15 protein-coding genes and 1 other RNA gene are annotated in these 15,461 nt (G+C 40.4%); 2 read left to right on the top strand and 14 right to left on the bottom strand.

Annotated elements, in window-relative coordinates; translation table 11 throughout:
• The first annotated feature begins 245 nt into the window (after positions 1 to 245).
• The gene (locus tag FTT85_RS04880; protein ID WP_180183010.1) at positions 246 to 947 is read left to right on the top strand and encodes a hypothetical protein; all 702 of its coding nucleotides are present in this window, start codon (positions 246 to 248) and stop codon (positions 945 to 947) included.
• Between the two features lie 8 nt (positions 948 to 955).
• On the opposite strand, the gene FTT85_RS04885 is transcribed toward FTT85_RS04880, so the two are convergent.
• From FTT85_RS04885 to ssrA, 13 genes are all read right to left on the bottom strand, one after another.
• Entirely contained in the window at positions 956 to 2,098 is a 1,143-nt protein-coding gene (locus tag FTT85_RS04885) for a tyrosine-type recombinase/integrase (protein ID WP_180183011.1), read from the bottom strand.
• Between the two features lie 2,168 nt (positions 2,099 to 4,266).
• Entirely contained in the window at positions 4,267 to 4,593 is a 327-nt protein-coding gene (ssb, locus tag FTT85_RS04890) for a single-stranded DNA-binding protein (protein ID WP_180183012.1), read from the bottom strand.
• Positions 4,594 to 4,833: 240 nt separating this feature from the next.
• Positions 4,834 to 6,954, bottom strand: a complete 2,121-nt coding sequence (locus tag FTT85_RS04895; RefSeq protein WP_180183013.1) for a DUF3987 domain-containing protein — start codon at positions 6,952 to 6,954, stop codon at positions 4,834 to 4,836.
• On the bottom strand, positions 6,947 to 7,348 hold the full coding sequence (locus FTT85_RS04900; RefSeq protein WP_180183014.1) for a hypothetical protein: 402 nt from the start codon (positions 7,346 to 7,348) through the stop codon (positions 6,947 to 6,949). The genes FTT85_RS04895 and FTT85_RS04900 overlap by 8 nt, the downstream gene beginning before the upstream one ends.
• Complete coding sequence (locus FTT85_RS04905) at positions 7,341 to 7,673, bottom strand: hypothetical protein (RefSeq protein WP_180183015.1); 333 nt, start codon at positions 7,671 to 7,673, stop codon at positions 7,341 to 7,343. The genes FTT85_RS04900 and FTT85_RS04905 overlap by 8 nt, the downstream gene beginning before the upstream one ends.
• Entirely contained in the window at positions 7,670 to 7,912 is a 243-nt protein-coding gene (locus FTT85_RS04910) for a hypothetical protein (RefSeq protein WP_076753173.1), read from the bottom strand. The genes FTT85_RS04905 and FTT85_RS04910 overlap by 4 nt, the downstream gene beginning before the upstream one ends.
• Before the next feature lie 9 nt (positions 7,913 to 7,921).
• Positions 7,922 to 8,290, bottom strand: coding sequence for a hypothetical protein (locus tag FTT85_RS04915; protein WP_180183016.1), 369 nt, complete (start codon positions 8,288 to 8,290; stop codon positions 7,922 to 7,924).
• Complete coding sequence (locus FTT85_RS04920; RefSeq protein WP_180171096.1) at positions 8,283 to 8,789, bottom strand: BRO family protein; 507 nt, start codon at positions 8,787 to 8,789, stop codon at positions 8,283 to 8,285. Before FTT85_RS04920 ends, FTT85_RS04915 begins: the two co-directional genes overlap by 8 nt.
• A gap of 2 nt (positions 8,790 to 8,791) precedes the next feature.
• On the bottom strand, positions 8,792 to 9,010 hold the full coding sequence (locus tag FTT85_RS04925; protein ID WP_180183017.1) for a helix-turn-helix domain-containing protein: 219 nt from the start codon (positions 9,008 to 9,010) through the stop codon (positions 8,792 to 8,794).
• Positions 9,011 to 9,013: 3 nt separating this feature from the next.
• Positions 9,014 to 9,229: a transcriptional regulator gene (locus FTT85_RS04930; RefSeq protein WP_180183018.1), complete on the bottom strand. Its 216-nt coding sequence runs from the start codon at positions 9,227 to 9,229 to the stop codon at positions 9,014 to 9,016.
• A gap of 96 nt (positions 9,230 to 9,325) precedes the next feature.
• The gene (locus FTT85_RS04935) at positions 9,326 to 10,327 is read right to left on the bottom strand and encodes a hypothetical protein (protein ID WP_180183019.1); all 1,002 of its coding nucleotides are present in this window, start codon (positions 10,325 to 10,327) and stop codon (positions 9,326 to 9,328) included.
• Between the two features lie 152 nt (positions 10,328 to 10,479).
• Positions 10,480 to 11,709: a tyrosine-type recombinase/integrase gene (locus FTT85_RS04940; protein ID WP_180183055.1), complete on the bottom strand. Its 1,230-nt coding sequence runs from the start codon at positions 11,707 to 11,709 to the stop codon at positions 10,480 to 10,482.
• A 179-nt stretch (positions 11,710 to 11,888) separates the two neighbouring features.
• Positions 11,889 to 12,248: a transfer-messenger RNA gene (gene ssrA, locus FTT85_RS04945) on the bottom strand.
• Between the two features lie 128 nt (positions 12,249 to 12,376).
• On the opposite strand from ssrA, the gene glpK reads away from it, so the two are divergent.
• A complete protein-coding gene (gene glpK / locus FTT85_RS04950; RefSeq protein ID WP_180183020.1) occupies positions 12,377 to 13,861 on the top strand; it encodes a glycerol kinase GlpK in 1,485 nt (494 codons plus the stop codon).
• 73 nt (positions 13,862 to 13,934) lie between these two features.
• Here glpK and FTT85_RS04955 read toward each other — a convergent pair whose 3' ends face one another.
• Positions 13,935 to 15,461 (bottom strand): DHA2 family efflux MFS transporter permease subunit, encoded by a 1,527-nt coding sequence (locus FTT85_RS04955; protein WP_180183021.1) that lies wholly within the window; start codon positions 15,459 to 15,461, stop codon positions 13,935 to 13,937.

The following is a 15,461-nucleotide window of genomic DNA, read 5'->3' on the forward strand; positions in this document are numbered from 1 at the left end:
TGTGTATATAGAAATCGTCGTAAACGATTAAACCTGCGGTTTAATTTACTTGCTGGCATATACAATTTAGATTGGGTGAAAGATAAACAATTAAATTGATTGAAAAATGATTTATGAAGGAAGTCTATTATTTAAAACTTAACGTTAAGTTAACATATTTGTTAACATGATAGATAACTTTATGTTTTTAATTATGTTAAAATTAAATATAACGTTTAATTTGTAAAAAAATACATGGTGGAATTATGACCAGACCTATAATTACTCTTCAAGAGTGGTTAGACAAAGAAAAAACAATTAAAATACGATTTATTCAGCATGAACTAAATCCATTAAACCCTACAGGGTTATTGACAAGCCAAATAGGAGGTAATGGAGAAATTCATATCTTTGATAGAATCCAAAATAACCCCCCAACTGAAAAAGCATCATTAAATGGCAATTTTATAAAAATATCAAAATTTTGTTTTGATAAATTAAAACCTAAATTTCGCACTTTTAAAAACAAAGAAAAAGATTCATCTTTAATTAAAAAACAATATAAATTATCTAAAGAAACAGTAAATTCAATTAAAATAATTAAAGAAAAATATAGTTTTCCTCGTGAAGAACATGTTATTGAAAATATTATAACCGGACATATTAATGATAAAAACATACAGAGAAAGATTGAAAAATTAAAACCCAAAGAAATAGAATTAGAAGCATTCAAATCTATAATTGATAGCAATAAGCAAGAAATTTTTGATTTGGATCAGAAAAACAAAAACCTTGAATACAAAATAAAGTATATAACTCATTTGTTAGCAACATCTTATTTAAAGAATGAACATTTAGAGGGTATTCTTTTAGAAAATGAATTAACTTCAGAATATTCTATTTTACCTGAAGAAAAAATCAAAAATAAAATCTTTGAAATAAATAAATTATTAAAAGAAAGCTTTTAAGCTTTCTTTTAATTTTTATACATCCAGTTCTTTACTACAACACTATACCATTCCATTATCTTTACACGCTCATCCCAATACTGTGCTCGGTTATATGCCGATCGAATTCTATTCTGAGGTACATGAGCTAATTGACGCTCAATAGCGTCTGGATTAAACAAATTTGACTCATTCAATACAGTACTGAATAGCGATCTAAAGCCATGTGTGGTCATTCGTCCGGCATAACCAGAACGTTTAATCACTGCCAAAATCGATTCACTACGCATTGGCTCTTTATTGTTTAATCGATGTGGAAATAATAAGTTTTGGTTATGTGTTAAACGTAATGCCTGAAGCTCATCAATCATCATATCCGTTAAAGGCACACGATGGGGTAAACCGTTCTTCATACGCTCAGCAGGGATATCCCACTTTCGTTCTTCAAGATCAAACTCTTCCCAACGTGCTTGCAGTAATTCACTTACTCGAACACCAGTCAGCATAATCAGAATGATTGCATGGTGAGTCTGAGCATCTGCTGGATAGGCTTTAATCCTTCTAAGAAATTCAGGCATTTCACTTTCAGGTAATGATGCTAAATTCTTCACTTTTTTATTCTTAAGCGCATAAACCAAATCACTTGCAGGATTATCATATCGATAGCCGTGGGCTATGGCATATTTCATCACCATACCGCATCGAGATAGCGTACGTTTAGCTACTTCAGTAGAACCTCTGGCTTCAATTTTTTTAATAACCTGCAAGATCTCAGGTGCCTGAATCTGATTGATTCGCTTATTTGCAAGAGTAATGTAAAGCTCATCCAAAGATGTTCGCACATTACTGATATGTTTAGATGACCAAGTTTCTCTTTGATTCTCAAACCAGTCTTCCGCCACCTCTTTAAAGAATGGCTTAAGGTCTTCATGCAAAACTGACTTGGAATGCTTGTATTTCAGTTCAAGGGCAAGCTCTCTTGCTTTCTTTAAGCTCATATCAGGATATGGACCCAGTGACTCTGACTTACGCTCACCATGAACGGTATAGCGCACATTCCAATATTTTTGCCCTGCTGGAGTGACCAATAGTGATAAGCCATTTTCATCAGAAAGACGATAACGCTTATCTTGGGGCTGTGCTTTTCTGCATTCCGTATCTGTGAGTTTCATCTGTATTTACCCTCTATCTAGACTAAAAATAATTGGGTAAATTTTCCCAATAATTACCCACAGAAGGCAAAAATTGGGTCACACAGCTTAGGACAGGATCGGACAATACAGCCAATAAAAAAGCCCTTAAACATTGAATTTAAGGGCTTTTTTACATTCAGTCGAACATCTCTGAATTGAATTTTGGTGGGATGGCGTCAATTGAACAAATTTGCTAAATAACTGTTTTATATAATTTAATATTTATACAAAAATCGCAGTGTACACCACAGTGTACAAATTATATGTTGCTAGGCTATTTCTTCGGGTTTGGTTGTCATGCTGGGTGGCGAACTCAGGAGTTAAAAACACTCCCCCTCGGCTTGCTGTGTTTTTTTGCTCCCATCATTTAATTGAAGCGGAATAGAGTATTTAAAGCTGCTCCCCTTATTGGTGGCTCAGGTAGGATCAGATTTATAATCCTATCCTTTGTGAGTATCTTTAAGCTACTCACTAACTATCTTTGAGCTGGTCACTTGCATGGGTTTCGGTGATTACCGAAACGATAACGCAATCCTAAATTAACTTAGCCGTCCAAGTGGTTGATTAAGTAGCTTGGTTGTTTAGATGCGCTCAAATTTGAGCATATTCCCCAGTGGGGTGAATGTTCCCGATCCGCTACTACACTTTAAAGGTAGTTAAGAGATTCCCCCAAAGTTGGGGTTATCTTTGTGAGTGACTGATAGTCACGTACAAAACTCACTTTTAAGGTCTGCTTTTAAAACATGAATTTAGCCAACGCAATTTTGCACCGTCCTACTATAGAAAACTTCAGTTTTAAAAATGCAAAACCTTATAAAACCTTATATTCAAAATGCTGCACCTGTTAACAATTGTTGACATTCAAAACGCTGCATTTGTTATCAATTGTTATGGTCTGGACTTGACAAAACTTGACATTAGGACGGTTAGATTACGGCCCGTACTACTACAAAATACTACTTTCCGTTTACTGCTCGGACTTATCAAAACTTAACATTGTAAACGGCGTAAATCCTAAGTAATCCTAAGTTCACAACCTGACAAAACCTGACATTTTCTTTGACATTATTTTTTGAATTTATGACCCAAGTATCTGTATTAAATTGAAAAACCTTTGACATTTTCTTTGACATGAAAAGCCTTTAAACCTGACATTTAGAACGCCGTAGCAGTTAACAAGAAGTTAACTTTTTAACAAAAACAGAAATTTTTTATACGTGCGATTGGCTGCGGTATCCGCTTTGGGCCAGTCCATAAGTTATGAACCCCCCCCCACTGGTTAGCCGTCACTGATAGATTGAACCTCACAAAACCTAACCTTTGAACTTGATAAAACTTGAAATTAGAACCCAGCAAAACCCAACGATTAAACCTGATAAAACCTGAAATTAAGACGACAACATCACGGCGCTGTTTGGCTCAACTTACACCCCTATAAAAAGGCCGTTTTGCTATACGTAGCTATACAGAATCAAAGTTATTAAATCGCTGTATGCCTTGCTGTAATCGGCATAGGTGGCATTTCTTACAAGTACCCTGTAAAGCAAAATTTAGCATGACGTAGCATGACAAAACCGTACTTTTTGTTGGACGTAGTTGTACGGAATCAAATCCACATCAAAACACTGTATGCCTTGTATAGCTTGGCTTTGAGTGCATTTTTATAGGTGTTTTTATGAGTACCTTGTCAAACAAATAAAAAAATCCTGTCATGCAAGATTTAGCGACACGTAGCGACACAGAATTGATTTATTTACCTTGACGTACTTTGACGAAATACAGTTTTAATAAAATGGCTGTAACGCCTACATATAAAGGCTTTGGCATGGTTTTTATAGTGCTTTGTAGTCGGTTGCTGTCAAGGTAAATCAAAGGTGTGTCGTATATCTAAAATATGGCCGTTTTTGCTAGACGTACCTAGATAAAATAGAGGTGTAATCACTCCATTTCTTCAATTTGCGAAACAATCCTATGAAAGAAATGCTTTTGTGAAACAAACCCTATGAAAGAGATGCTTTTAATCTAATTAGACTGCACCGATATAAAGCTGTTTATTCTATTGTCACGATTTCCGTGATAGTTGAATCTGCATGGTGATAATGACCATTCAGCCAATAAAAAAGCTCCCCATATTTAGGGAGCTTCGATTAAAGCAATTGCAGTTCATCGGCTCGAATCTCGGTTATTTCCCGATCCGCTCCTTTGCTGTCTTTCCACTTCCTTGTACGCAATGAACCCTCTATATAAACCTTCCCACCTTTCTTGAGGTACTTACTGGCAATCTCGGCTAAACGGTTGTTAGTGGTGACTCTGTGCCATTCCGTTGCCTCTTTACGTTCTCCAGTGGTCTTGTCTTTCCAAAACTCAGTAGTTGCAACGCTGAATGTAGTAATGCTGCCACCGTTGGGAAATTGTTTAGTTTCAGGGTCACGGCCTAGTACACCCATCACAGTTACTTTGTTTACGTTTGGCATTGTTCAATTCTCAATTTATATATTTTTCTTCAAAAGTCTGACTAAATGACTAAATAGCCCTGCAACTATTGATATATAAGGCTCTCTGTTTAGCAGTCACCTAAAACCGCTATGACTAAATGACTAAACGGAAAAATTAAATGATTAATTCCATTTAGTCACTTAGTCACTTAGTCAAACCATGACTGCTAAGTGAAAAGCCTTGTGCTGTAAGGCTTTCAGGCCCATTTAGTCACTTAGTCACGATTCTACTAAAAAAGGGTGAATTACAACGTACCTTGTACGCCCTATGGATTCGATCTTGATATGATTTGAATCAATCAACTGCTCCACAACCATCTCCAAAAGGTTTTTATTCTTTTGCATTGGTCTAGGGCATGAGGTTTGAACATTTGAGTACGCTATGCGGTCGGTCTTTTGGTCATTGCACTTTTTGGCAATCCATTTAATAAGGCGTTCCGCTTCCGTTTCGGTTTTAACCTCAATGTCTGCATACATCGCCCACTCATTTAATGAATGTTTAACAACCTCACAAGCTCCCTTTAGGGTTTTGGCATCAATCCACTGCAAGCCCTCAAAATAAGCGAACACAGTAGCTAAACGTCGTGCTAATTGACTGGCACGACTAGCGAACGCCTGTAGGTATTCGTAGCGTTTCCCTTTGCCCTGTAATTCTTCAAACATATTGTAGAACGCTGCATCTATTTCCTTTGCTTCTTCATTCATAGGCAGAACATATCGCCCATTATGCAATTCATGCTCGGCTTTCACTTGAGGGCAGTCATCAAGTAGATATTCGCAACGTGTCCAGTAGGCTATAAGCCTATGGTCAATGCTTGCATTCTTATTTCGATAGATTGCATCTTGTAGGCGTGTGCCTGCTAGATTTTCGGGGATGGTTAGAATGAATCTAGGCAAAAAACCTTGCCCCCTTAGCACTGGGTCTTTTAATGCTTCTGCTAGAACTTCGTGCTGTCCCTGCAAATTAAACGTCAATCGAACGTCATAAGCTCGTCCACTGCCGTTCAAATTAGACTTGGATCGGGTACGCTCCACAAAACCATCATCAAATAACTTTGCATAGCCTCCTAGTGCTTGGTTACGTGTATCGGCTTTCATGCTATGACCGCCGAAAAACTGCCCTGCTTCATCACTGGCAATGGACGCATTACTTAAAACGCCGTCAATGAAAAGCCCTGCAATAGATTCAAGGGTTATATCGCTGTATAGGGTGCTAGGGTCGTTAGGTGGTGGATTCTCTGCACAATATGCCTCACGGTCTTTTTTAGGTAATCCAGCCTGTCCGCTTTTCCATTGCTCCAGCTCTTGCCTGTATGCCTCGTACTGCTTGCGCTCGTGCTTAATAATGGCCTGATCCGCTAGGTTTCGGCTTGTACTCTTACGGCTGCCACTTTGCCCCTCTGTAAGCAAAAATAAACTGCATGGCTCGCCGTGTGCATTAAATGGATGGGGAGCATTAACTTTAGCTTGAGCAATATGTGACATTGCACCAATAACACATTGAGCGGTCATGGCAATTGGTGATTGCACATGCTCAGAAATAGCCCTTACTGCCTCCTGTGCCAGTGGTGGCAACGCATGTATCGGATAAGGATTTAAAACGGTTTCTGATTGAGATAACGGCAATAACTCGCCCCACTCAGTAGGCTTGCTTAACAACTCTATAGCTTCATCAATAAACGCCAACACCTCACTTACACTTTCATGCTGGGCCAATTCGATTTGAAATTCACTTACACCCATTTTTAAATACTGGCATAGCAGCCTAACCGCCGTGTTCTGCTCCAGCTTTTTAAATGGCTCAAGGTGCATTTGTTCAATTCTGACTGGCAAATAAAGCTGCTTATAGCCTGCCTGTGATAGCTGGTTAATAACGAACTGTATTTGTTCAAAATCATACGGCTTGAGTTCTGTTTTATGGTTGCTGCATAGGGTAGGCAGTATCACCAATGCAACGGCGTAGCCAGTTTGTGCAATCTTAAAAAATGCCTCCAGTCCATAAGTAATGATTACTGGCTTGTCATGGTCAAAATCACCATACCTTGCAAAGCCTCTAGCCAGTCCATCAGGAATGACAGCTACACGCTGCCCATCTTGCATGACAGCACATTGAACAAGCTCAAGATGCCCATCATAAATAGGCATAATCAAAGGCTGTGCATAGGTAACGCCGTTTATATCCACATTGCCATCATCAACACAGATTGGCTGCTCAGGACTGCCAAAACGCTGTATTAATGGATGTGATGAATAAGCATCATTAAACGATACAAGCTGTGCGCATTCGTTTAAAATGGCATCGGGTGTTATTAGTTCTTTGGGGTGGTCATAATCAAGCATTGTGGCTGCCCCCTTTCATCACATAATTCACCGCAGTTTCTAGCAATTCATTTAATGTGCTACAAACTAGAGTTAATCCGTTTATAGCTGCTGCTGTATGGCTTTTTGCTAGGTTTAAATGCGCCAGTTCTTCAAGCGTGTATAAAATGCCAGTAGCAAGGCTAACAATCATTGAGATGTCTAGTATTGTTTTTGCGCTCGCACTTTCAATATCTTCTAAAGCAGCATTTGCCAGCGTTTCGCATACTTCAAGCATCGCCTTTGCTTTGTTATCGGATATGTCGTGCTGGTCATAGCTCACATATAAGCGAAGCAATGTACCTTGCAGTGATTCAATAATCACTTGAGAATTTTCTAAAAAGTTTTGAGCGGTTTTATTGATTTGATTAGGCATGATTGCCTCCTAGTAATTTTGAGTTTTGAGAAATTTCACCATGTTTAAAACTGGTGAGGGGCATCACTCTCGGTCTACTAGAACCGCCCGACATATTCGCCACTGCTGACTTATTTTGTCGTGTCTGCCCCTCATAGAGGGATTGCAGCCTTGTTGGCGTAGCTGAAACGCTTGCGCTTGTTTTCTGCACAGCTTGAGAGGCTTTGCAAAACTTAGGCACAATAAAACCACAATGACGTTGTGGGGTGACGCTAGTAGATTTTGAGAGGTCTACAGCATAACCATACTTCGGCATGTTAGCAATATCGAATAATTTGTTTTTCATGCTTCTGCCCCTTTCAAGTAAGCATCAATAAGCTGCTGTAAGCTCTCCCCATGCAGCACCACAACGCCAGTAGCTTGAGGGTTTTGCATAAGTTGCTTCATACCGTCATCAATGGCCTGAACTCCACCGCCTACAGTGATTAGTTCGATAAAACTACAAGCCTCATTGTTTACGATTAAATCCGCCTCAATATCTGCCTCGGTGTTAGTGCGATATGAAGCTAGTACGATGTCTTTCATGATTTCACCTCACTGCACACGATTGATATGAATATCTGAATTAATCAAAACGCCATCATTAGACAGTCCGACTTGCTGGCGGTTATCCATCATTTTCAATAACTGCTGCTCTGCTTCTTCAAAGCTAATACCAAAATGCTTTGCAATGTCCTCTAGGCGGTACATAGGTTCGCCGTCATCCGTGTAACCGCTTGGCGGTGGCAATAGGTTTAATTCCTTCGCCTTTTGGTGCATTTCTTCTTTGATATGCTCAGGCGTGTAGTGCATTGTCAAAATGAGGGCCTGCTCTGTGATGGGGTGGTCATCTCCGTATTGCTTCACCATTGCTTTGTAATGGTCGAAGGCTTTGAAAAACTCAGGGTGTACATGTTTATTCATTGTCTACCCCCTCAAAAGTAAGCTGTAAATTTGCTTTGCATGTTGTAATTCTTAGGTTTAAATCTCGCATTGAATAACGATGGTTCACTAATCCAGTGCCATGAAATGAACCTTTAGCCTTTTGGGTCTTTTCCTGCATACATAGGCGGTTTAATTCTTCATAGGCTGTCTGTCTTGCTGAATAGCTCCCAGTCTTGCGGATGCTCGGCAGTACCTCAGCAAATACCCAGTTTTGAAAATTCAACGCTTCTTTTTTATTTGATCTAAAAATAATGCGGTATAGATTCGGCTCATTAATAAACTTGAGCTTTTGAGTACCGCCATTTGTGAGGATGTGGCAATCCGCCACACCCTTTGAATCTAACTCTCGAAATAGTCGTGATGTACGGCTTATGTCTAAAGATTTATAAACATCAGTCAAACAAAACCACGGTTCTTTACTGTCATCTAAGACAATCCGAACGCCGTGTTCATTGAAATTAAAAATAGATGGGTTCATGTTCATGCTGCCACCTCTTTCATAAGCTCATAACGTGCATGTCGGCCAATGCCTGACTTATTGCGCTCGTTATGGGTCGCAATGTCATAGCCTGCATTTCGTAAACGCTGAATAATTGCGCTCAGGCGGTAGCAGTTAAAAAGGTCAATGGCCTCGGCTTGTGAAATAGTTTTTCCTTGCTTGAGGTGTGCTAGGACTTGTTTTAATTGGGTGTTATTCATTGATTAAGCCTCCATCGTTGCAAGGCTTTGCTTTTGGCTGTTATGCCACTCTACAAGCTCGGTATAGTCGAAATAGACTGGTGCTTGTTTGGTGTCGCCAGTCTTAATAGGTCGGGGAAATGTGGCATCTGTACGCACGATATGGCGCAATGATTCACGGCTTATGTCCAGTAGTTCACAAGCTGTTTTAAATTGAATACGGATTGGTTTGATAGTCATAAAAAAGCCCACTCATACAAAAATATAGTGGGTTTATTTTGTTGATTATTAAATCTTTATAGTTCTAGTTAGACTTAGTTGCTACCTAGTTAGAATTTATTTTGTATTTTCATGAGCTAACTTTAGCCAATCGCCTACAACATCCTTGCTTAATGGTGTTCCCAGTCGATCAAGCACACCCATTATTTCCTTGTTGGAATTTCCATAAGGTTGAGTAATATCCAGTCCGTTCAATTCACATAAGGCACTAATTATTTTTGAGGCATTGTTGGCAGTTCTAGGATGCAACATGTTTGCTTCTTTTACAGTTTTTTCTTTTTGGAATAGCTTTTTGATTAGCAAATCAATATCAGCTTTCAAAAATCCTTGCTGGAAAATTTCATCTGTATAAAAACTGTCAAATATGTCTTTTTCTTTTTTATCAGCCTTCCAATAAAACAAGTTATCACTAATAAAAAATCTGCTTTCAGTTGGTATACAGCTATCGTAAAAACCATCTCTGTAGCTTTTTATTTCTGCTTGAATAAGGCCTTTAACACTAAGCGAACTGTCTAAAAAATCGTAAATACCGCTTTTCACAGAAAACATATTTTCTTCATGGAATGCTAATCCACCACTGACATCATCCAGATAAATTATTCTGATAGCCTCCTTGATTTGATACAGCCTATCTATAGATTCTTTTTTGCTTAATAACTCTATATATTCTGGCGTTTCCTTAATAAGTTCATAGGCTTTTACAAGGGCATTCATCTTGGTTAAGGGCAAATTATCACTATATTCTTTAGTGAGGTTTTGTTGAAGAAAGCTGTAAGCGAGTGAATTTACCTGCTCATTAAAATTCTTTTGAGCAAAAATAGTATTATCTTCTCTCTCCGCAAAATCTACTTCAATACTTCGATGTTCTCTAAGCTGGTTATACTCATCAGCACTTATAAAAAAGCCTAGAATGGCATTAAAGTCAGTGATAGCTTTATATTTAATAGGGATTTCATTTTCTAGACAGTAAATTAAGAAAGTTCTTCTATCTATATCTAAATTAGTTTGCTTATTAAAATAAGATATAGCCTGCTGTTTATTCAGAAATTCTAAATTCAAAATCAATGCCTCCCACAGCATCCCCAAAAAGTAGCTAGGTAAACAAGTTGGGTACTTGCTTGTCGGCTGGCCTGCCTATACCTAGCAAAACAAATATAATCTATATTTACCTATATTTGTGCATTTATTGGCTAGTAGTGCGACAAGCCTTATCACTGTGCTTTTTTAAATTGAATAATGCTCTGATCTGCAATTTCTTCTAAATGATTGGCGTACCATTGCATCATGCTTGCCCTGTCATCTAAATATTGAGCCTTGTTATACACCCCTGCTACACCATCCTTTACGTGTGCCAGTGCTGCTTCAATATGACGTTCATCAAAACCACGATTGTTTAACAAGGTGCTGGCAATATGCCTAAATCCATGCGGTGTCTGTCTGCCCTCATACCCCATACGGCGCAAGGCCATAATAAAAACCGTGTCTGACTTTGGCTTACTTTTATCTGATCTGCTCGGAAATAAATAATCTGAATTGGTTTGGTAGGTCTGCAACTCTTTTAATATCACCACCGCTTGAGTGGATAAAGGTACGACATGCTCACGGCGTTTCTTCATACGTTCGGCTGGGATATTCCACACCCCTTGATCTAGGTCGAACTCATGCCACTTGGCTTCTCTTAGCTCGGTAGGTCGGCAGAACAGCATAGCTAAAAGCTGTAGGCCCATCCGAACGTCCATAGTTGGATAATTATTGATTGCCCTAAGTAGTGCTGGGAACTCCTGTTCACTCACATGCGACATATTTTGCTTAATACCTTGCTGTAGGAACTTTTGCAGCCCCTCCAGTGGGTTGTAATCAATACGGCCTGTCACCTTTGCAAAATCGTATATATCACGACACATAGCCCGAACTCGATTTACTTGTTCATAGATTCCCTGCTTTTGTTGAATACCTTTTAAGTGATTCATCCATTCAATCGGTTTGATTGTGGTGTACAAGCGTTTCCCAAAAATCGGGAATATGTGTTTTTCCAGTGCGCCCTTATTTCGGGTCATGGTGTCCTGTACCCAAGTATTTGCTTTTGTGTCCAGCCATTCACGTGCTAATACTTCAAAGGTAGCGTTATTCTGCTCAAGCTCTTTGCGCTTCCGTTCTTGTTTGGTAATGATGGGATTATCGCCGTGTGATATGTCTTGAATTATCTCAGATGCTTTTTTTCTTGCACCTTTACCCGATAATTCAGGATAAGTACCGATACCCAGCCACGACCACTTACCATCTGTTTTTTTATATCTGAATAGCCATGCTTTTTTACCATCAGGCTTTACACGAAAATATAAGCCGTCACCGTCCAGCTCCCTATATTCTTTCGATTCGGGTTCAAGGTTAGCTAGTACGGTATCTGATAACGGCCTACGTTTAATTTCTGTTCTTTTCATGGCTTGTACACCAACGGATTCAATAAATCTTGCAATGTACAAGACAGTGTACACGGTGCATGTACACTGTAGCTAGTTATATTTAGTTATGTTTAGGCAAGAAAAAAGGCTCAATCCCTTTAGAATCAAGCCTTTTCGTTTTAAAACTTGGCATATTTTGCCATGTTTTGTTAGGTATTTGGTGGAGATGGCGGGAGTTGAACCCGCGTCCGCCAGCACTACGCTCGAGAATACTACATGCTTAGATATCGTCTATTGATTTAGCTCTTTGTGACCCGACGAACAGGGTACAAATCGCGATCCTTTAAGATTTAGTATAAGACCCCAAGGCTTGATCTTATACGGACTTGTGTGCGTTCGCTTCAGTCGGGACCCCTAACCACAAGTATTCAGGGATGCGGACAAGCTGCCCTTAGGCAGCTAGAGCGTAAGTTTCGTCGTTTGCGACTAAAATATGCAAATTTGATTTACGAGAGAAAATGCGCTCTCGACATGCATCTATGAGTTTCATCACCAGCGTCGAAGCCAGAAACATCCCCAAAGTAGCGTCATCATAGCATAACTGCAAAAAATTGCGATGCAATTTCGAAACAATTACACATTGATCTGCGCTTAATTACATAATTGCGTTAATATTTTATTTTTCAAGACCGCAAAAGAAAAATATATGAGCTATTTATTGGCACTCGATCAAGGAACGACTTCAAGTCGTGCGATCATTTTTAACGAACATGGACATGTTCAAGCTACAGCTCAACGGGAAACCCATATTCAAACCCCACATTCGGGTTGGGTGGAGCAAGATGCTCAGGAAATTTGGAGTACCCAAATTGCCGTCGTACAACAAGCGCTCGCCTCTGCTCGCATCCTCGCCAAAGACATCAAAGCCATTGGCCTGACCAATCAGCGTGAAACCACTGTGGTTTGGGATAAACGCACAGGTCAACCACTTGCTCCTGCAATTGTTTGGCAAGACCGCCGTGCAACCGAGTGGTGTGGGCAACTAACTCAACAAAACCTCAATGACCTCATTCACAAAAAGACCGGTTTACGTATCGACCCCTATTTTAGTGCTGGGAAATTGGTCTGGTTATTAGAACACACCCAAGGTCTACGTGAACTCGCAGAGCAAGGTCATGTGGCTTTCGGCACGATTGACAGTTGGTTGGTGTGGAACCTGACACAAGGTGCAGAGCATGTGATTGAAGCAAGCAATGCCTCACGAACCATGCTAATGAACTTGCAGCAACAAGCTTGGGATGAAGAACTCTTAGAATTATTTGATATTCCCCTTTCGGTCCTTCCTAAAATCATCAGTTCAGATGAATATATTGCAGATACCGCTACAGGTTTACTTGGCGCAAACATTCCCATTACCGGCATTTTAGGTGATCAGCAATCTGCGCTATTTGGACAGTCATGCTTTGAAGCAGGAACAGCAAAAAACACCTATGGTACAGGCTGTTTCATGCTCTTTAATACCGGCACTGAAGTTCAATATAGCCATAATAAATTACTCTCAACACTTGCATGGCAAGCTCAAGGTCAAACCCATTATGCACTTGAAGGTAGTGTGTTTATGGCTGGCGCAATCGTGCAATGGCTAAGAGATGGTTTAGGGATTATTCAAAAAAGCAGTGATGTTGAAAAACTCGCGTGCCAAGTGGAGCATACCGATGGCGTGGTTTTGGTTCCAGCCTTTACTGGACTAGGTGCTCCGCATTGGGACAGTGATGCCCGCGCCCTCCTATGTGGAATGTCACGTGGTACAAATAAATCCCACATTGCTCGAGCCGCCCTAGAGGCCATTGCCTTTCAAGTGTCGGATGTATTGACCGCCATGCAGTCAGATCTGTCTAGTCCACTTAAAGAACTCCGAGTCGATGGCGGTGCCAGTAGCAATGATATGCTGATGCAATTTCAGGCCGATATTTTAAATGTGCCTGTACTGCGTCCTAAACTTTTAGAATCAACAGCATGGGGCGCTGCCGCAATGGCTGGACTCAAAGCGGGTGTGTTTTCAAATCTTGATGAAATTGCCGCATCATGGCAATTAGAACGTGCTTTTGAACCAAAAATGAATGCTGATCAACGTGAATTTCATTTGGCTCAGTGGCAGTCTGCACTTAAACGGGCGCGCTCGGACCTTTAATTTTTTTCAATCAACACCGTATGCAATAAAAAAAACCGCTCATTCAAGCGGTTTTTTTTATACTTGATAATATTTAATGTGCATGACCACCACCCACACCTGCTTTAGGCCGTGGGCAGAGCCAAATGATGAGTGCAGCGAATATAAAGACACCTGCCAAGACTAAAAACACATGATTGGCTGAAAGCGTTAAGGCTTCTTTATCCACCAAACTGGAGATGTAACCCAAAGCGGCTTCTGAACTCATTCCATGATTCACCAAGGTATTTTGTACCTCGGTAACATGTAAATTGCTGACCATTTCACTGCGTGCGACTTTGGTGTGATCATCCCAAATGGTTACTGCAATCGACGCTCCAATTGCCCCTGCCATGGTTCTTAAGAAGTTCATCAAACCTGCCGCAGATGCCATATCTTGTGGCAGTACCGATGCCAAGGCCATATTGGACAAAGGAATAAAGAAAAATGGCACGGCAAAACCTTGTAATATTTGCGGTAAAGCCAAGGCCATAAAGTCTGCATCCGTAGTCCAAAAGGCGCGCATAAGAGTTACACCGCCCAAGATACTTAAACCAAAACTCGCTAAAGCACGTTGATCGTATTTGGTTGCAAGCTTCGCAACAATTGGCGACATGGTCAGACTACCGACGCCCATCGTTGCAGTAAGATAACCGGCCCACGTTGCGGTATAGCCCAAGTTGATCTGTAACCACTGCGGAATCAAGACAATACTGCCGAAGAATGCACCAAAGCCAAAGGCTAAAGCCAAGACCGAAATGGTAAAACTTCTGTACTTAAACAGCAGTATATTTACCACCGGATGCCGTTCAGTCAGCTCCCAAATCGTAAAAACGATCAAGCCGACAAATGCCGTCAGTGCCAGCACCACGATAAATGGATGATTAAACCAATCTCGTTCATGGCCCAAGTCCAACATCAATTGCAAGGCACCGATCCATAACACCAACAGCAGCAAGCCACCGCGGTCTATTTTCAATTTCTGTGTTGGAGTTTCAGCCGTTTTCAGTAAGCGCATCGCTGCGATTGCACAACCTATTCCGACAGGAATATTGATAAAGAAAATCCAATGCCAAGATAAATTATCACTGATCGTACCACCCAAAATTGGACCTAAAATAGGGCCAACTACAGTGGTCATTGCCCACATCCCCATGGCTTGGGATTGCTTTTCAGGAGGGAAAATGCGCATTAACAACGTTTGGCTCAGTGGCATAATCGGACCACCAAACAAACCTTGCCCAATTCGGCAAAACACCAACATTTCTAAACTGGTCGACAAACCACACAATATCGAAAATACCGTAAAGCCAAACAGGCTGATCACAAAAACCCGTACAGAACCAAAGCGCCTAGCGAGCCAACCGGTTAATGGCACACAAATCGCTTCTGCCACAGCATAGGAGGTAATGACCCATGTCCCTTGGGATGCCGATACTGCAAGGCTACCGGTAATATGCGGCACAGATACATTGGCAATGGTCATGTCGAGCACAACCATAAAGTTCGCCAACGCCAAGACTAAGGCAGCGAGAATCAGACGACCACCTTTTAGGTCAGTCATTTGCATTTGCTGATTCAT

Source organism: Acinetobacter sp. YH01020, assembly GCF_013420275.1.
Classification (GTDB): Bacteria; Pseudomonadota; Gammaproteobacteria; order Pseudomonadales; family Moraxellaceae; genus Acinetobacter; species Acinetobacter amyesii.